We start from the raw sequence: 16250 nt of genomic DNA, 5'->3' as shown, positions 1-16250 counted from the left end.
GATGGTTCAACGACGCATCCCGAAGATTCAGGATCTCGCCCCGCTGATGCAGTTCAAGACGCCGGAGCTGAACGCGAAGAAGCGCCGCCTCGACGCCGCGCTCACCATCTACGACCTGCGCGACATCGCCAAGAAGCGCACCCCCCGGGCCGCGTTCGACTACACGGATGGCGCCGCCGAGGCGGAACTCTCGCTCGGCCGGGCGCGCCAGGCCTTCGAGGACATCGAGTTCAACCCGTCGATCCTGCGCGACGTGTCGACGGTGAACACCGGCTGGGACGTGCTCGGCGCGCCCGTCGCCCAGCCGTTCGGCATCGCCCCGACCGGCTTTACCCGGATGATGCAGACCGAGGGTGAGACCGCGGGCGCCCACGCGGCGGCCAGGGCCGGCATCCCGTTCTCGCTGTCGACGATGGGGACGACCTCGATCGAAGACGTCAAGGCCGCGAACCCCGACGGGCGCAACTGGTTCCAGCTGTACATGTGGAAGGACCGCGACCGCTCGATGGCCCTCGTCGACCGGGCCGCGAAGGCCGGCTTCGACACCCTCCTCGTGACCGTGGACGTGCCGGTCGCCGGCGCGCGCCTGCGCGACAAGCGCAACGGCTTCTCGATCCCGCCGGCGCTGACCGCGGGCACGGTGCTGAACGCGCTGCCCCGCCCGGAGTGGTGGATCAACTTCCTCACGACCGAACCGCTCGCCTTCGCCAGCCTGGACCGCTGGAGCGGCACCGTCGCCGACCTGCTCGACACCATGTTCGACCCGACCGTGACGTTTGAGGACCTCGCCTGGATCAAGGCGCAATGGCCCGGCAAGATCGTCGTCAAGGGCGTGCAGACCGTGGCCGACGCGAAGCGGCTGGTCGACCTCGGCGTGGACGGCATCATCCTCTCCAACCACGGCGGACGCCAGCTCGACCGCGCCCCGATCCCGTTCCACCTCCTGCCGCAGGTCGTGCGCGAGGTCGGCTCCGAGATGGAGGTGCACCTCGACACCGGGATCATGAGCGGAGCGGATGTCGTCGCATCCGTCGCCCTCGGCGCGCGTTTCACGCTGGTCGGGCGCGCGTACCTGTACGGCCTGATGGCCGGCGGGGAGGCCGGCGTCGACCGGGCGATCGCGATCCTCTCCGAGCAGGTGTCGCGCACGATGCGCCTGCTCGGCGTGAACTCGCTCGAGGAGCTCGAGCCCGGGCACGTGACGCAGCTGACCCGGCTCAGCCGGATCGCGGCCGAGGCGCCCGCCCCGGCATCCGTGGTTCTCTAGACGGCGCCGTTGGCTGCGCCCAGAATCGCCGAATCTGCCGAGTGTCGCCGATACAACGGGTCGACTCGGTAGATTCGGCGACACTCGGCGCCGTTGATTGGCCGCGGGGGGCCACCTCGGCCGCGAAGCGCTGGATGGTCGCGGCGTCATCCGTGGCCAGGATGTACTCGCTCATCCCGTGCTCGAGCGTCATCGACGCGAGATCCTCGGCCCACCGGCCGGGCGGCCCGCGCAGCAGTCCCTCGGCGCTCGGGGTGAACGCCCCGCCCACGTTGAGCAGCCGCCTGATCGACCGGGGATCCCGCCCCGCCTCGGCCGCGCCGTCATCGATCCGCGCATTCAGGGCCGTGCGGTCGAGTTGCCCGGTCGTGCCGGGCAAACTCGACCGCAACGGTCACGGTCGGCGTTGAACGACCGCGCCGAAACGCGGCGAGGTGCGATCAGGCGGCGGGGCTCGCGAGTTCCTCGAGCACGCCGGCCAGCTGCTCGACGAGCCAGTCGATGTCTTCGGCCGACACGACGAGGGGCGGCGCCAGACGGATGGTCGAGCCGTGCGTGTCCTTCGCGAGCACGCCGCGGGCCAGGAGCGCCTCGCTCACCGCACGCCCGGACGCGAGCTCCGGGTCGATGTCGATGCCGGCCCAGAGGCCCGCGCCGCGCACCGCGAGGACGCCGTGTCCGATCAGCCTCGTCAGCCCGGCGTGCAGGTGCTCGCCGAGTTCGCGGGCGCGCTGCTGGAATTCGCCGGTCTCCAGCATCGTCACCACGGCGAGGCCGACGGCCGCCGCCAGCGGGTTGCCGCCGAAGGTCGAGCCGTGCTCGCCGGGCTTCAGCACGCCGAGGATGTCGCTGTTTCCGACCACCGCGGACACCGGCACGATGCCGCCGCCGAGGGCCTTGCCGAGCAGGTAGAGGTCAGGCACGACCCCGACCAGGTCGCAGGCGAACGTCGAACCGGTGCGGCCGAGGCCGGACTGGATCTCGTCGGCGATGAACAGCACGTTCTGGCGGCTCGTGATCTCGCGCACGGTGGGCAGGTAGCCGGCCGGCGGCACGACGATGCCGGCCTCGCCCTGGATCGGCTCGATCAGCACGGCGACGGTGTTCGCGTCGATCATGGCCTCGAGCGCCTCCACGTCACCGTAGGGAACCGTGCGGAACCCGGGCGTGAACGGCCCGAAGTCCGCCCTAGCCGACTCGTCATCCGAGAAGCTGATGATCGTGGTCGTGCGGCCGTGGAAGTTGCCGCCGGCGACGATGATGTTCGCCTGCAGGGGCGCGACGCCCTTCACCCGGTAGCCCCAGGCGCGGGCGACCTTGACGGCGGATTCGACCGCCTCGGCGCCCGTGTTCATCGGCAGGACCATGTCCTTGCCCGAGAGCTTCGCCAGGGCGGTGACGAACGGGCCGAACTGGTCGTTGTGGAAGGCGCGGCTGGTGAGCGTGATCCGTCCGAGCTGCGCGCGCGCGGCATCCAGCAGCACCGGGTTGGAGTGGCCGAAGTTCACGGCCGAGTAGGCGGCGAGGCAGTCGAGGTAGCGTCGGCCGTCGATGTCGGTCACCCAGGCACCCTCACCGGATGCCACGACAACGGGCAGCGGGTGGTAGTTGTGGGCGGCGTGCTCGTTCTCGAGCGCGATGGCCTGGGCCTGGCGGGGCGTGGTGGTCAGGCTCGGCGCGGCGTGGGTGGTGTGGGTCATTGTTTCCTCGCTCATCGTCGGAGTTCCAGGGTGCAGCACTTGACGCCGCCGCCGCCGAGCAGCAGCTCGGACAGGTCGACGCCGATCGGGTTGTAGCCGCGGGCGCGCAGCTCGCGTTCGAAATCCTTCGCGCGCGAGGCGATGACCACGTTGTAGCCGTCGGAGTAGGAGTTGAGGCCGAGGATGGCGGCGTCCGCTTCGGTCGCGATGATGGCATCCGGAAAGCGCTCGCGCAGGATCGCCAGGCTGGCCTCGTCGAAGGCGCTCGGCAGGTAGGCGATGTTGGTGTCGTCGAGCACGGCGATCGCGGTGTCGAGGTGGTAGAAGTTCGGGTTGACCAGCGTGAGCGTGATCACCGTGCGGCCGTAGATGCCGGCGATCTCCTCGTGGCTGTTCGACGCGCTGCGGAAGCCCGTGCCGGCCAGCATGACGTCGCCGACGAGCAGGAAGTCGCCCTCGCCCTCGTTGACCTCGGCGGGATCGCGCACGTCGAATCCGTTGGCGCGGAACCAGTCCATGTACGCCGGACCCTCCGGCTGGCGCTGCGGGTAGGTGAACCGGGCGCCGTAGGCGATGTTGTCGATGACGAAACCGCCGTTGGCCGCGTAGACCATGTCGGGCAGGCCGTCGATCGGGTCGATCAGGTGCACGTCGTAGCCGAGGCCGAGGTAGGTGTCGTACAGGGTCTGCCACTGGGCCACCGCGAGGGACGTGTCGGTCGGCAGCGCCGGGTCCATCCACGGGTTGATCCGGTAGACCACGGTGAAGTAGTCGGGCTTGCACATGAGGACGGTGCGCTTGACGGCCGTGCGCACTGGAACGTCCGGCGTCACGAGTTCCTCGAGATTGGTCGACATGGGATCTCCTTGCTCTGCGCTCCGGCCCGGTACCCGGGGGTCGGTGCGTGGGGTGGATGGCGGACCAAGTCGCTCACGAGAGCCCGGCGCGATCGGTTCACGATCCCGCGCGGGACGCCGCCTCAAGTCTCACACAGCCGGAATCAATGGTGCACGCTAATTCGCGCACGAAATCAGCGTGCTTCCCGCCCCCTGCGCACGATTCACGGCGCGCAGCAGGTCAGCGGCGCAGTTCCTGGGACACGCACTTCACTCCGCCGCCGCTCTTGAGGAGCTCGGACAGGTCGACCGGAACCGGGGTGTACCCGGCGGCGGCGAGGGCCGCGATGTAGTCGTGCGCGTCCTGGGCGACGACCACGTTGCGCCCGTCGGACACCGAATTGAGCGCGAGGATCGCGGCCTCCTCCTCGGAGACGAGGATCGAGTCGGGGAAGCGGTCGGCGAGCAGCGCCCGGCCGGCCTCGTCGAACGCGCTCGGCAGGTAGGCGATCCGTGCCGGGCCGTCGATCGCCTCGGAATCCAGGACCGTGAGGGCGACGTCGAGGTGGTAGAAGCGCTCGTCGACGAGGCGCAGGCTGAGCACCTCACGGCCGAAGACGCGCGCGAGTTCGGTGTGGCTCTCCGCGCTCGAACGGAAGCCGTGGCCGGCCAGGATCACGCCGCCGGCGAACGCGAAGTCGCCTTCGCCCTCATTGACGGATGCCGGCTCGTGCGTCTCGAAACCGTGCGCGGCGAACCAGGCGCGGAAGGAGTCCGCCTCCGCCCGCCGCTCCGGGTGGGCGAAGCTCGCCACGTAGGCCCGGCCGTCGACGGTGAAGCCTCCGTTGGCGGCGAAGACCATGTCGACGAGCCCGGGGACCGGGCCGAGGAACGCTACCTCGTGGCCGAGGCCGCGGTAGACGCCCACGAGTGCGTCCCACTGACGAAGGGCGCGGGCCGTGTCCGTCGGGGCGTCGGGGTTCATGAACGGGTTGATGGCGTAGCTGACCGTGAAGTATTCCGGGCGGCACATCAGGTAGCTGCGCGGGCTCGCCGTGCGCGTGGGCGCCGCCTCGGGCGTGGGCGCGGGAGCGATCGTGGGCGTCGGAGCGATCGTGGGCAGAGCGGTGTCCAGCAGCATTCTCGCCAACGGATCTCCTTTGTCGTGGTGGGTTCAGTTTTCCACGCAGCTATCCGGTGATTCCCGCAATCGAGCGCGGGATTACTGCGTAATCTGCGCGGTCCGCGCAACGATTTCGCCTAGACTCGCGGGATGGACAACCTCGACCGCAGCATCCTCGATCTCCTGCGCCAGAATGCGCGCACCGGCTACGGGGACATCGGTTCCGTCGTCGGGTTGTCCGCCTCCGCGGTGAAGCGCCGGGTGGACCGGCTCGTGGCCGACGGGGTCATCCGCGGCTTCACGATCCAGGTCGATCCCGCCATCGACGGCATGAGCACGGAGGCCTACGTCGAGCTGTTCTGCCGCGGGACCGTGGCACCCGACGAACTGCTGCGGATCCTCTCCGGTGTGCCCGAGGTCGTGGATGCCGGAACCGTCACCGGCAGCGCCGACGCGATGGTGCACATCCGGGCCCGCGACATTTCAGGACTCGAAGCGGCCCTGGAGAAGGTGCGGCTGGCCCCCAACGTCGACCACACCCGCAGCTCGATCGTGCTCTCCCGCCTGATCCACCGCGCCGCCGAGTAGCGAGGCTCGCTGGGGTCGGCCGCGGTTGCGCCCGGCACTCCGAGTTGCCACACTGGCCAGACGCAGCCCCCAGGGAGAGCAAGCCGTGCCACTGTCATTCCTCACAATCGACTCGACGTCGGCCACGCCGCCGTTCGAGCAGCTCCGCGTGCAGCTCATTGAGGCCGTACGCTCCGGTGAACTCGCCGCCGGCACCCGGCTGCCGCCGGTTCGCGCCCTGGCCGCGGACCTCGGCCTGGCCACGAACACGGTCGCCCGCGCCTACCGCGCGCTCGAGCGCGACGAGGTCATCGAAACGCGCGGCCGGAACGGATCGTTCGTCGCAGCGACCGGGGACGCCACCCACCGCCAGGCGCAGCTCGCCGCCATCGCCTACGCCGACCGGGTCACCGGGCTCGGCGTCGACCCGGCGGAGGCGCTGGCGCTCGTGGCGGCCGCCCTCGCTCGGTAACCCCGCAGCGCCCCGCAGCGTGGCGCGCCGGCTAGATCACGCCGTCGGAGAGCGTGCTCGGGTTGCCGAAGCGGTGCGCGGTGATTGAAATCGCCTGCTCGCGGAGGAACGGCAGCAGTTCCACGCGGCCGGCCTGGGTGACCTGGTGCGCGTAGACGGCCGCGTCGGGGCTGCCGGCGAGCGCCAGCGCGAGGGCGGATGCCTCGGCGGCGGCGCCCGTTCGCGGGTCTCCGCCGATCAGGCGAACCCGGCTCGTGCTGATGCCGCCGGCGGCCGCGCGTTCCAGCCACTCGGCGTCGCTTTCGACGGTCACCGGCACCTCGCGGGCGTCGAGAACGCCGCGCACGCCGGCCGGCACCGGGACGGCCGTGGACACGACGAACCGCGAGTTCGACAGCACCGCGGCGCTGATCACGCGCAGCAGGTCGGAGAGGGTGCCGCTGTCGGTGAGGCGCACCGTGACGGGCAGCGGCAGGTAGCGGAAGACGTTGCGTTCCAGGACCAGGCCGGAGGCATCCTTCACGGCTCCGAACTCTTCCCGCCAGGCCAGCGCGTCGCTGAGCGCAGACCGGCGCAGCACGTCGAAGTCGGCGTAGTCGAGCACCGACTGCGACGCCTCGATCACGTCGGTCACGCGCTCCTCGAGGCCGCGCAGGTGCAGCGTCGAGCTGTTCTTGCCGGGGTCGGTGACCCAGCCGCCCAGGCCGAACAGGTAGTTCGGTCCGCCGGCCTTGGTGCCGGCGCCCACGGCGGAGCGCTTCCAGCCGCCGAACGGCTGGCGCTGCACGATCGCGCCGGTAATGCCGCGGTTCACGTAGAGGTTTCCGGCCTCGATGGTGTCGAGCCACTCCGCCAGTTCGTCGGCGTCGAGCGAGTGCAGCCCGGACGTGAGCCCGTAGTCCACGGCGTTCTGGAACCGGATGGCCTCCGCCAGGTTCCGGGCGTGCATGACGCCGAGCACCGGGCCGAAGAACTCGGTGAGGTGGAAGTAGGAGCCGGGGGCCACACCGGTGCGGATTCCCGGCGTCCACAGCCGGCCGGAGTCATCCAGCTGCCGGGGCTCGACAAGCCACTTCTCCTCCGCGCCGAGCGTGGTGAGGGCGTGCAGGAGCTTGCCTTCGGCCGGCTCGATGATCGGGCCCATCTGGGTCACCGGGTCGGCGGGCAGTCCGACGCGCAGTGAGGTCGCGGCATCCACCAGCTGGCTGATGAAGCGCTCGGACCGGGCAACCGAGCCGACGAGGATCACCAGGCTGGCGGCGGAGCACTTCTGGCCCGCGTGGCCGAACGCGCTCTTGATCACGTCGGCGGCGGCGAGGTCGAGGTCGGCCGACGGGGTGACGATGATGGCGTTCTTGCCGCTGGTCTCGGCGAGCATCGGCAGGTCGCTGCGGAACGTCCGGAACAGCTGCGCGGTCTCGTACCCGCCGGTCAGGATGACCCGGTCGACCGACGGGTGCGCGATGAGCTGGGTGCCGAGCGTGCGGTCGGCGAGGTCGACGAGCGCGAGGAGCTCGCGCGGGACGCCGGCCTCCCAGAGCGCCTCCACCATGACGGCGCCGCTGCGCTGGGCGAGCCTGGCCGGTTTGATGATGACACCGGATCCCGCGGCGAGCGCGGACAGCACGCCGCCGGCCGAGATGGCCACCGGGAAGTTCCACGGCGGGGTGACGACGGTGAGCTTCGAGGGCACGAAAATGGCGCCCTGGACCCGGTCGAGGTCCTTGGCCCGCTCGGCGTAGTAGTGGGCGAAGTCGATCGCTTCGCTGATCTCGGGGTCACCCTCGGCGATGGTCTTGCCGGTTTCGGCGGCCATCACCTCGATCAGTCGGTCGCGCCTCGCTTCGAGCGCGACGCCGGCGCGGTGCAGCACTTCGGCCCGTTCGGCGCCGGTCTTCTGCCCCCACGCGGCGCCGGCCCTGGCAACGGACTCGATGATGCCGTCGAGGACGCCGGCGTCATCGACCCTCGCGGCCGCGATCGTGTCGACGCCGAGTGTCGAGCCCTCGACGCGGGCCAGGATGCTGCGCCCCCAGGCGCGGTTGGCCGGCAGGGACGGGTCGGTGTCTGCCGCGTTGTGGAAGCCGGACGGCACGCCGGCCGAGCCGCGGGTGAGGCCGAGCACGGCCGCGGTCAGGTGCGCGTCGGTCTCGTCGGCGGCATCCGCGGCGAGCGCCGCCGGGGCTGCGGACTCGAGCGGCGTGGCCTGCGACCGGTCCTGGCTGCGGTTCGGCTCGGGGACGACGGCGTCCTGCGCCCGGAGGGAGGCGAGGAAGCGCTCCTTCTCGCGAGCGAACAGTGCCGGCGTGCTGGTCAGCTCGAACACGGCCGACATGAAGTTCTCCTGGCTCGCGTTCTCTTCGAGGCGGCGGATCAGGTAGCTGATGGCCACGTCGAACTCGGCCGGGTTGACGACCGGCGTGTAGAGCAGCAGGCGGCCGACGTCCTTCTTGACCGCGTCGGCCTGGCTCGTCGCCATGCCGAGCAGCATCTCGAATTCGACCTGGTCCTGCACGCCGCGGCGGGTGGAGAGGATGTGGGCGTAGGCGAGGTCGAACAGGTTGTGGCCGGCGACGCCGATGCGGACGGCATCCGTGTTCTCGGGGGTGAGCGCCCAGTCGAGCAAGCGCTTGTAGTTCGTGTCGGTGTCCTGCTTGGTTCCGTAGGTGGCAACCGGCCAGTCGTGCACGACCGCGTCGACCTGCTCCATCGCCAGGTTGGCGCCCTTGACGACGCGCACCTTGATCGGCGCTCCGCCGGCCGCGCGCCGGGCCTTCGCCCACTCCGTGAGCCCCTGGAGCGCACCGAGCGCGTCGGGCAGGTAGGCCTGGAGCACGATGCCCGCTTCCAGGGTGCGCACCTGCGGCTGGTCGAGGATGCGTTCGAACACCGCGATGGTGAGGTCGAGGTCGCGGTACTCCTCCATGTCGAGGTTGATGAACTTGGGCGTGGGCGACGCCGCGGCCAGTTCGTAGAGCGGGGTGAGGCGTTCGACGACGCGGGTGACGGCCTCGTCGAAGGACCACATCGACAGCTGGCTGGCGATGGAGGACACCTTGATCGAGACGTAGTCGACGTCGGGGCGCTGGAGCAGCGTGCGGGTCCCCTCGAGGCGACGCAGGGCTTCCTTCTCGCCGAGCACGGACTCGCCGAGCAGGTTGATGTTGAGGCGATTGCCCGACTCGGTGAGGTGTGCGATTGCCGGGCCGAGCTTCGCGGGGGTCGCATCGATGACGAGGTGGCCCACCATCTCGCGCAGCACCTTACGGGCCGCGGGGACGACGACCCAGGGCAGCACGGGGCCGAGCACTCCGCCGACGCCGATCGCGCCGCGCATATACCAGGGCAGGAAGGCCGGTGCCTTTTTCGCGACCTTCTGCAGGCTGTAACCGGCGACCATCTTGTCTTCGGGGCGCATCACTCCGTCGACGAATCCGACGGTGAAGTCCAGCCCGTTGGGGTCTTTCAGTACCCCGGCGAGGCGCTCGGCGGACACGTCCGCGGGGATCGTGGCGCTCTCGGCGAGCCACTTCTGCACGAGCGCGACAACCTCGACGCTGAGGTCCTTCTCGACATTGGGGATGAGGGGGTTGGTCATGGTCACGACGTTAGTCTTTCGTTTCGTTATGCCGCACAGAAGAGGTATCTAGTCTCAGTGTGCGGCCCAATGTCAATAGGCAAAAGCGAATCTTTGTGCACGATATTCATTAGTATTACTGATGAATAGTGAGGCGGTCTGATGCTGGATGTCCGGAGGCTCCGGTTGCTGCGTGAACTGAAGATTCGCGGCACCCTGGCCGGGGTGGCCGAGGCCCTCGCTTACAGCCCGTCAGCGGTGTCGCAGCAGCTCGCGCTGCTCGAGAAGGAGGCCGGCGCCAAGCTCCTGCAAAGGGTCGGCCGGCGGGTGCAGCTCACGCCGCAGGCCGAGATCCTGGTCGAGCACACGACGCATCTGCTCGAGCGCCTCGAGCGGGCCGAGGCGGAGATGACCGCGTCGCTGACGACGGTGTCGGGCACCGTGCGGGTGGCCGTGTTCCAGTCGGCCGCGCACGCCGTGATCCCGCGTGCGCTCACGCTCCTCTCGGCCCAGTTCCCCGAGCTGCGGGTGGAGATCACCGAACGCGAGCCGGAGCTGGGACTGTTCGAGGTATCCGCCCGCGACTTCGACCTCGTCATGGCCGAGCAGTACCCCGGCCACACCAGGGCGCACTGGCCGGACCTCGACCGGGTGGATCTGGCCTCGGATGCGCTGCGGCTGGCCGTTCCCCGCCGCCGCACCGGGCGGGTGTCGGCGCCGACGCTCGAAGAAGCGGCCTCGCTGCCGTGGGTGATGGAACCCGCAGGCACGGCTTCCCGCCAATGGGCGACGCAGTTGTGCCGCTCGGCCGGATTCGAGCCCGACGTGCGGTTCGAGACCGCCGACCTGGTCGCGCACATCCGCCTGATCGAATCCGGCAACGCCGTAGGCATCCTGCCCGACCTCGTCTGGGCCGGCGACAAACCGTCGGTGCGCCTGCGCGAGCTCCCCGGACGTCCCCACCGCACGGTCTTCACCGCCGCCCGGCGCTCGAGCGCCGGCCGGCCCGGCGTGCTCGCGGTGCGCGACGCGCTGGCCCGCGCCGTCGCCTGGCCTTCCTCCCGCGAAACCGCAGTTGTGCGCGATATAACGACGTTTTAGCCCGCACAACTGCGGTTTCGCGGGGATGGGGGACACGGCTTAGGCTCGTGCCATGACCGAACCCACACACGATGTCGTGATTGTCGGAGGCGGGCACAACGGCCTGACCGCCGCCGCCTACCTCGCCCTGGCCGGCAAGTCCGTGCTTCTGCTCGAGCAGGGCGATCAGGTGGGCGGCGCGGCCATCTCGGCCGCGGCCTTTGCGGGCATCGACGCCCGCCTCTCGCGCTACTCCTACCTGGTCAGCCTGCTGCCCGAGCGGATCATCAGCGAGCTCGGCCTCTCGATCGGGCTCGCCCGGCGCCGGTACTCGTCGTACACGCCGGACCCGTCCGACACGACCGGCGGCCTGCTCGTGGACCGCGGCGACGACGCCGCCACCCGCGCCTCCTTCACCCGGGTCGGCGCGGCCGGCGACTTCGAGCCCTGGAACGCCTTCTACCAGGCCACCGAGCACGTCGCCCGGGCCCTCTTCCCCACCGTGTGCGAGCCGCTGCCGACACGCTCGGAGGCGCGGCGCCTGGTCGGCGACGACGCGCTCTGGGACGCGCTCATCGAGCAGCCCCTCGGCCGGGTGATCACCGACCGATTCGGCAGCGGCCTCGTGCGCGGGGTCGTCGCCACCGACGGGCTGATCGGCACTTTCACGGCGCTGGATGACGCCTCCCTCGACGCCAACCGCTGCTTCTTGTACCACGTGATTGGCAACGAAACCGGCGATTGGGACGTGCCGATCGGCGGCATGGGAGCCGTGTCCGGCGAACTCGAGAAAGCCGCCCGCGCGGCCGGGGCCCGGATCGAAACCGGGGCGCGGGCGACCTCGGTCACGCCGGACGGTGAGGTGCGCTACGAGCAGGACGGCCGGGACATCGTCGTCGCCGGCCGGTACGTGCTGGCGAATGTCGCGCCCTGGGTGCTGCAGGGGCTGCTCGCGGATGCGACCGGCGCGGCTTCCGGCACCGCTTCCGGCGCCGCTTCCGGCCGGCCCGTCGCCAAGCCCGAGGGCGCCCAGGTCAAGGTGAACCTGCTGCTCACGCGGCTGCCGAAGCTCCGCGACGAGTCCGTCTCGCCCGAGGCCGCGTTCGGCGGAACGTTCCACATCAACGAGACCTACGACCAGCTCGAAACGGCGTACCTGCAGGCGGCAGGCGGTGACATCCCCGGCGTGCTGCCGTGCGAGATCTACTGCCACTCGCTCACCGACCCGAGCATCCTGGCGCCCGAGCTCGTCGCCGCCGGAGTGCAGACGCTCACCGTGTTCGGCCTGCACGCCCCCAGCCGCTGGCTGACCGAGGAGAACAACGACGCCCTGCGCGAGCGGCTCCAGGCCGCCGTGCTGGCCTCGCTCAACTCGGTGCTCGCCGAGCCGATCGAGGCGCTGCTGCTCACGGATGCCGCGGGCAACCCCTGCGTGGAGACCAAGACCGCGCTCGACCTCGAGCACGCCCTGAACATGCCCGGCGGCAACATCTTCCACGGCCCGCTCGACTGGCCCTTCCTCGAGGACGACGCCCGTCGGGACACCCCGGCCGAGCGCTGGGGCGTGGCGACGGAACATCCGCGCATCCTGGTCTGCGGGGCCGGCGCGCGTCGCGGCGGCGGCGTCAGCGGGATCGGCGGGCACAACGCGGCGATGGCGGTGCTGGAGGACTGAGGCCGGCCGGGGCTCTGGCATCCGGAGGGCGGAAGGCATAGCCTCATAGCAGGTACTCGATCACTCACCGCGGAGGTCGCCATGTCAGCAAAACCCACCGGTCGCCTCGCCCATCGCCAGGACGGGCTCTACCTGATGCTCGACCGGCTGTTCTCCGCGCCGGCCGTCGACGTCTGGGCGAGCCTCACCCGGACCGACGAGCTCGAGACCTGGATCGGCACGTACACCGGCTCGCCGCGCACGGGCGCCGTCAAGTTCCGGATGAACGCCGAGGACGACGCCGAGTGGGAGTACGTGAGCATCCTCGAGTGCACTCCCCCGTACCGCTTCGCGGGCGACTTCGGCGAGGGCGAGAACGAATGGCGCGCCCTGGTGCACCTGAGCGAAGCCGACGGGATGACGACCCTGACCTTCGGCCAGCGCCTGAACAGCGCCGCCGAGGCGGCCACGGTCGGCCCCGGCTGGGACTACTACCTCGACCGCCTGGTGGCGGCCCGCACCGGCAAGCCGCTGCCCGAGCGCGAGCACTACATCCCGGCCCACGCGCGTTACTACAAGGAGCTCGTGGTTCCGAGCAAGTCGGCCTGACTTCCTCGCGCACCGCGGTTGAGTTGCGGAGAAAGTACCTTCACGGCGCCCGCGAAGGTACTTTGTCCGCAACTGAGCGATCGGGGAACGCGCTAGGGCCAGACGCTGGGCGCGGCCGCGCGGGTGGGCGGCATCGCGACGTCCGCGCTCCAGTCCAGCAGCCACTGCGGGACCGCGTCCGCGGGAGGGGCGCCGACCGCCGCGACCAGCTCGTCGATCCCCACGACGCCGCCGGTGCGCTTGAGGAACCGGCCGCGGATGTAGCCCTGGGCATAGATTTCGGGGTTCCCGTCGGCATCCGGGCGCACGAAGCGCTGCTCGACGTAGACGGCCTTCGCGTCGTAGCCGAGGATGCGCGATTCGACCGTGAACTTCTGGCCGACGGTCAGTGACTTCCGGAAGCTGATCGTCTCCGACACCACGACCGGATACCAGCCGCGGGCGACGAAGATCGCCCAGATGCCGGTGCGGTGCAGCATGTCGAAGCGCGCGATGTCCATGATCGACAGGTACACGCCGTTGTTCATGTGCCGCAGGATGTCCTGGTCGGTCGGCAGTGTGATGAACCGCGTGCGGGCGACCTCGTAGTGGCCGAGGCGAGGGCCGAAGCGTGAGCGGACGGAGTGCAGGAGGGTGCGGAGCAGCATATGCATCCTCGCAGGCTAGCGGGACGCGCCGGATGCTCCCGCCTCGGTTGTGCGAGCCCCACAAGCGTCACGCCCGGCTCGAGCCTCCGCGTGCACGACGCCGACAGCCGACGGCCCCGCGGCCGCCGACGCCGGCGTGTTGGTCAGGCGGGAACCTCGCGCTGCTCGACGCCGTTGTAGACCGACAGCGGACGGATGAGCGCGTTCGCGGCGCGCTGCTCCATGATGTGCGCGGTCCAGCCCACGATGCGGCTGGCGACGAAGAGCGGCGTGAAGGTCTCGGTGTCGAAGCCCATCACGTGGTACGCCGGGCCGGTCGGGTAGTCGAGGTTGGGCTTGATGTCCTTGCGTGCGGCCATGGCTTCCTCGAGCGCCGTGTACAGCTCGAGCAGGTCCTGCCGGTCGTAGTGCTCCAGCATCGCCTCCATGGCGTGGCGCATGGTGGGAACGCGGGAGTCGCCGTTCTTGTAGACCCGGTGCCCGAAGCCCATGATCTTGCTCTTGCTCGCGAGCGCGTTCTCGAGCCAGGCGTCGACCTTGTCGGCCGTGCCGATGTCGCCGAAGGTGTGCATGACTGCTTCGTTCGCGCCGCCGTGCAGCGCGCCCTTGAGGGCGCCGACCGCTCCGGTGACCGCGGAATACAGGTCGGCCAGGGTGGAGGTGATGACCCGCGCGGTGAAGGTCGAGGCGTTGAAGGAGTGCTCGGCGTAGAGGATCATCGACACGTCGAAGGCCTCGACGACGACGAGCTCCTGCACCTCGCCGTGGGTCATGAACAGGAAGTTCGCCGAGTAGCCGAGGTCGTCCCGGGGTTCGACGAGGTCGAGTCCATGGCGGCGGCGCTGGTCATAGGCGACGATGGCGGGCAGCTGAGCGAAGAGGCGGATCGCCTTGGCGAGATCGGCCTCCGGCGAGGAATCGTTCGCCTCGGGGTCCCTCGCGCCGATGACGCTGATGGCCGTGCGCACGACATCCATCGGGTGAGCGGTCATCGGCAGTTCGTCGATCACGCGGTGCACGGCCGGGTCGAGGTGGCGCAGCGACCGTTCGAGGTCCTCGAACGTCGCCAGCTGCGACTCGGTCGGCAGCTCGCCGTGCCAGAGCAGGTAGGCGACCTCTTCGAAGCTGCGGCGATCGGCCAGTTCCTGCACCGGATAGCCGCGGTAGAGCAGCGAGTTCGTGTCGGAGTTGACCTGCGAGATCGCCGTATAGTCGACCGGCACCCCGGCCAGCCCCTTGTAGATGACGGGTGTCGGTGGCTCGGCACCGACAAGCGTCGGGGCCACGGCCTGCTGTGTTTCGGTCATGTTGCTCCCCTAGCGCTTGATCTGGAAGTTGAAGACATTGGTGTCGAACTGGTTGTAGGACTCGTAGTCGAGGAGTTCGTAGAGATCGGCCCGGTGCTGCATTTCAGCCAGCACCGGTTCCAGGGTGCCGTGGCCGATAAGCGTATCGAGCCCGCGGGCGGCGGAACCCATTGCCAGGCGCAGCAGCGAGACCGGCCAGATCACCATGTTAATACCGATGCCCGCCAGCTGGTCCACCGTGAACAGCTCGCTCTTGCCGAACTCGGTCATGTTCGCCAGCAGCGGCACGTCGACGGCCGCGCGGATCGCCTCGAACTCGGCCAGCGTCGCCATCGCCTCGGGGAAGATCGCGTCGGCGCCGGCGTCGACGAGCTTCTTCGCCCGGTCGACCGCCGCGTCGAGGCCGCCATCACCCGGCACCGTGGCACGGATGTCGGTGCGCGCCATGACCAGGAAGTTCGGGTCCCGGCGCGCATCGACCGCCGCGCGGATACGCTTCAGCGCGGTCTCCTCGTCGACGACCTGCTTGCCGTCGAGGTGCCCGCAGCGCTTCGGGTTCACCTGGTCCTCGATGTGCATGCCGGCCAGGCCGGCATCCTCGAGGGTCTGGATCGTGCGCGCCACGTTCATCGGCTCGCCGAAGCCCGTGTCGGCGTCGACGATCGCCGGCAGGTCGGTCATCCGGGCGATCTGCTGCGCCCGCCCGGCGACCTCGGTGAGCGTGGTCAGACCGATGTCGGGCAGGCCCAGGTCGGCCGAGAGCACCGCCCCGGAAATGTAGACGCCCTCGAAGCCCTTCGCCTGGATCAGCTTCGCCGAGAGCGGGTTGAAGGCGCCGGGGAAGCGCTGGATCGTGCCGCTGGCGAGCCCGGCCCGCAGGTTCAGGCGCTTCTCGGCGGCGGTGGCGGCGGCGTAGAGCATTAGAAGAGCCCCTTCGGCATGGGCGCGGCGGCGAGCAGACCGGGCCTGGCGACGATCGTCAGCTGGCCGATGTCGTGGGCGCTCAGCTCGGGCAGGCGCTGCGCAAGGTCGAGGAAGCGCTCGATCTCGTCCGCCTCGAGCACGTCCGCGGCCAGGGTGCGGAACTTGTTCACGTACTCCGCACGACCGAACGGACGGGCGCCCAGCGGATGCGCATCCGCGACCGCGATCTCGTCGGTGATGGTCTCGCCGGTGCTGAGCGTGATGACGACGCGGCCGCCGAAGGCCTTCTCGCTGACATCGAGCGAGTGGTACCGGCGGGTCCACTCGGGGTCTTCGACCGTGGTCACGCTGTGCCAGAGGGCGACGGTGTCGGCCCGGCCGGCGCGCTCGGGCGAGTAGGAGTCGACGTGGTGCCAGCTGCCGTCCTGCAGGGCGACCGTGAAGATATACGGGATCGAGTGGTCGAGCGTCTCCCGGCTCGCGGTCG

At 70.0% G+C, this 16250-nt stretch carries 14 protein-coding genes and 1 pseudogene; 6 read left to right on the top strand and 9 right to left on the bottom strand.

What is annotated here, in order from left to right; genetic code table 11:
* Position 1 precedes the first annotated feature (1 nt).
* On the top strand, positions 2-1267 hold the full coding sequence (locus BLQ39_RS08445; protein WP_092323248.1) for an alpha-hydroxy acid oxidase: 1266 nt from the start codon (positions 2-4) through the stop codon (positions 1265-1267).
* On the opposite strand, the gene BLQ39_RS08440 is transcribed toward BLQ39_RS08445, so the two are convergent.
* The 4 genes from BLQ39_RS08440 to ddaH (BLQ39_RS08425) all read right to left on the bottom strand — a co-directional run bounded on the left by BLQ39_RS08440 (position 1218) and on the right by ddaH (BLQ39_RS08425) (position 4944).
* Entirely contained in the window at positions 1218-1646 is a 429-nt protein-coding gene (locus BLQ39_RS08440) for a hypothetical protein (RefSeq protein WP_134574503.1), read from the bottom strand. The two genes, BLQ39_RS08445 and BLQ39_RS08440, sit on opposite strands and share 50 nt — an antisense overlap.
* Before the next feature lie 61 nt (positions 1647-1707).
* Positions 1708-2967 (bottom strand): ornithine--oxo-acid transaminase, encoded by a 1260-nt coding sequence (rocD, locus tag BLQ39_RS08435; RefSeq protein ID WP_092323245.1) that lies wholly within the window; start codon positions 2965-2967, stop codon positions 1708-1710.
* 11 nt (positions 2968-2978) lie between these two features.
* Entirely contained in the window at positions 2979-3824 is an 846-nt protein-coding gene (ddaH, locus tag BLQ39_RS08430; RefSeq protein WP_092323244.1) for a dimethylargininase, read from the bottom strand.
* A gap of 220 nt (positions 3825-4044) precedes the next feature.
* Positions 4045-4944: a dimethylargininase gene (gene ddaH, locus BLQ39_RS08425; RefSeq protein WP_092323243.1), complete on the bottom strand. Its 900-nt coding sequence runs from the start codon at positions 4942-4944 to the stop codon at positions 4045-4047.
* A gap of 132 nt (positions 4945-5076) precedes the next feature.
* On the opposite strand from ddaH (BLQ39_RS08425), the gene BLQ39_RS08420 reads away from it, so the two are divergent.
* Positions 5077-5514 carry an Lrp/AsnC family transcriptional regulator gene (locus tag BLQ39_RS08420; protein ID WP_092323241.1) on the top strand — a complete coding sequence of 146 codons (438 nt, stop codon included), beginning with the start codon at positions 5077-5079 and terminating at the stop codon, positions 5512-5514.
* 85 nt (positions 5515-5599) lie between these two features.
* Complete coding sequence (locus BLQ39_RS08415; RefSeq protein WP_218121503.1) at positions 5600-5965, top strand: GntR family transcriptional regulator; 366 nt, start codon at positions 5600-5602, stop codon at positions 5963-5965.
* A gap of 31 nt (positions 5966-5996) precedes the next feature.
* On the opposite strand, the gene BLQ39_RS08410 is transcribed toward BLQ39_RS08415, so the two are convergent.
* A complete protein-coding gene (locus BLQ39_RS08410; RefSeq protein ID WP_092323422.1) occupies positions 5997-9563 on the bottom strand; it encodes a proline dehydrogenase family protein in 3567 nt (1188 codons plus the stop codon).
* A 141-nt stretch (positions 9564-9704) separates the two neighbouring features.
* Here BLQ39_RS08410 and BLQ39_RS08405 point away from each other — a divergent pair, with 141 nt between their 5' ends.
* The 3 genes from BLQ39_RS08405 (at position 9705) to BLQ39_RS08395 (ending at position 12885) form a co-directional block, all read left to right on the top strand.
* Positions 9705-10643 (top strand): LysR substrate-binding domain-containing protein, encoded by a 939-nt coding sequence (locus BLQ39_RS08405; RefSeq protein WP_092323240.1) that lies wholly within the window; start codon positions 9705-9707, stop codon positions 10641-10643.
* A gap of 52 nt (positions 10644-10695) precedes the next feature.
* Positions 10696-12297 carry a phytoene desaturase family protein gene (locus BLQ39_RS08400; protein ID WP_092323238.1) on the top strand — a complete coding sequence of 534 codons (1602 nt, stop codon included), beginning with the start codon at positions 10696-10698 and terminating at the stop codon, positions 12295-12297.
* A gap of 81 nt (positions 12298-12378) precedes the next feature.
* On the top strand, positions 12379-12885 hold the full coding sequence (locus BLQ39_RS08395; RefSeq protein WP_092323237.1) for an SRPBCC domain-containing protein: 507 nt from the start codon (positions 12379-12381) through the stop codon (positions 12883-12885).
* Positions 12886-12977: 92 nt separating this feature from the next.
* Here BLQ39_RS08395 and BLQ39_RS08390 read toward each other — a convergent pair whose 3' ends face one another.
* The 4 genes and pseudogenes from BLQ39_RS08390 to BLQ39_RS08375 form a co-directional block, all read right to left on the bottom strand.
* Positions 12978-13538, bottom strand: a complete 561-nt coding sequence (locus BLQ39_RS08390) for an acyl-CoA thioesterase (protein ID WP_092323235.1) — start codon at positions 13536-13538, stop codon at positions 12978-12980.
* Positions 13539-13675: 137 nt separating this feature from the next.
* Positions 13676-14839, bottom strand: coding sequence for a bifunctional 2-methylcitrate synthase/citrate synthase (locus tag BLQ39_RS08385; RefSeq protein WP_092323234.1), 1164 nt, complete (start codon positions 14837-14839; stop codon positions 13676-13678).
* A gap of 9 nt (positions 14840-14848) precedes the next feature.
* Complete coding sequence (gene prpB / locus BLQ39_RS08380; protein WP_092323232.1) at positions 14849-15760, bottom strand: methylisocitrate lyase; 912 nt, start codon at positions 15758-15760, stop codon at positions 14849-14851.
* A pseudogene (locus BLQ39_RS08375) lies at positions 15760-16250 on the bottom strand (MmgE/PrpD family protein); the annotation flags it as partial. The gene prpB and the pseudogene BLQ39_RS08375, both read right to left, overlap by 1 nt.

Source organism: Cryobacterium psychrotolerans, from assembly GCF_900101115.1.
Lineage (GTDB): Bacteria > Actinomycetota > Actinomycetes > Actinomycetales > Microbacteriaceae > Cryobacterium > Cryobacterium psychrotolerans.
The sequence above is the reverse complement of the archived record's forward strand: the minus strand, read 5'-3'. Positions and strand labels throughout refer to the sequence as shown.

Excerpts from the sequence above, each read along its gene's own strand:
- BLQ39_RS08445 (WP_092323248.1), top strand. The coding sequence starts at position 2 with ATGGTTCAACGACGCATCCCGAAGATTCAGGATCTCGCCCCGCTGATG.
- rocD (WP_092323245.1), bottom strand. The coding sequence starts at position 2,967 with ATGACCCACACCACCCACGCCGCGCCGAGCCTGACCACCACGCCCCGC.
- ddaH (WP_092323244.1), bottom strand. The coding sequence starts at position 3,824 with ATGTCGACCAATCTCGAGGAACTCGTGACGCCGGACGTTCCAGTGCGC.
- ddaH (WP_092323243.1), bottom strand. The coding sequence starts at position 4,944 with ATGCTGCTGGACACCGCTCTGCCCACGATCGCTCCGACGCCCACGATC.
- BLQ39_RS08420 (WP_092323241.1), top strand. The coding sequence starts at position 5,077 with ATGGACAACCTCGACCGCAGCATCCTCGATCTCCTGCGCCAGAATGCG.
- BLQ39_RS08410 (WP_092323422.1), bottom strand. The coding sequence starts at position 9,563 with ATGACCAACCCCCTCATCCCCAATGTCGAGAAGGACCTCAGCGTCGAG.
- BLQ39_RS08405 (WP_092323240.1), top strand. The coding sequence starts at position 9,705 with ATGCTGGATGTCCGGAGGCTCCGGTTGCTGCGTGAACTGAAGATTCGC.
- BLQ39_RS08400 (WP_092323238.1), top strand. The coding sequence starts at position 10,696 with ATGACCGAACCCACACACGATGTCGTGATTGTCGGAGGCGGGCACAAC.
- BLQ39_RS08395 (WP_092323237.1), top strand. The coding sequence starts at position 12,379 with ATGTCAGCAAAACCCACCGGTCGCCTCGCCCATCGCCAGGACGGGCTC.
- BLQ39_RS08390 (WP_092323235.1), bottom strand. The coding sequence starts at position 13,538 with ATGCATATGCTGCTCCGCACCCTCCTGCACTCCGTCCGCTCACGCTTC.
- BLQ39_RS08385 (WP_092323234.1), bottom strand. The coding sequence starts at position 14,839 with ATGACCGAAACACAGCAGGCCGTGGCCCCGACGCTTGTCGGTGCCGAG.
- prpB (WP_092323232.1), bottom strand. The coding sequence starts at position 15,760 with ATGCTCTACGCCGCCGCCACCGCCGCCGAGAAGCGCCTGAACCTGCGG.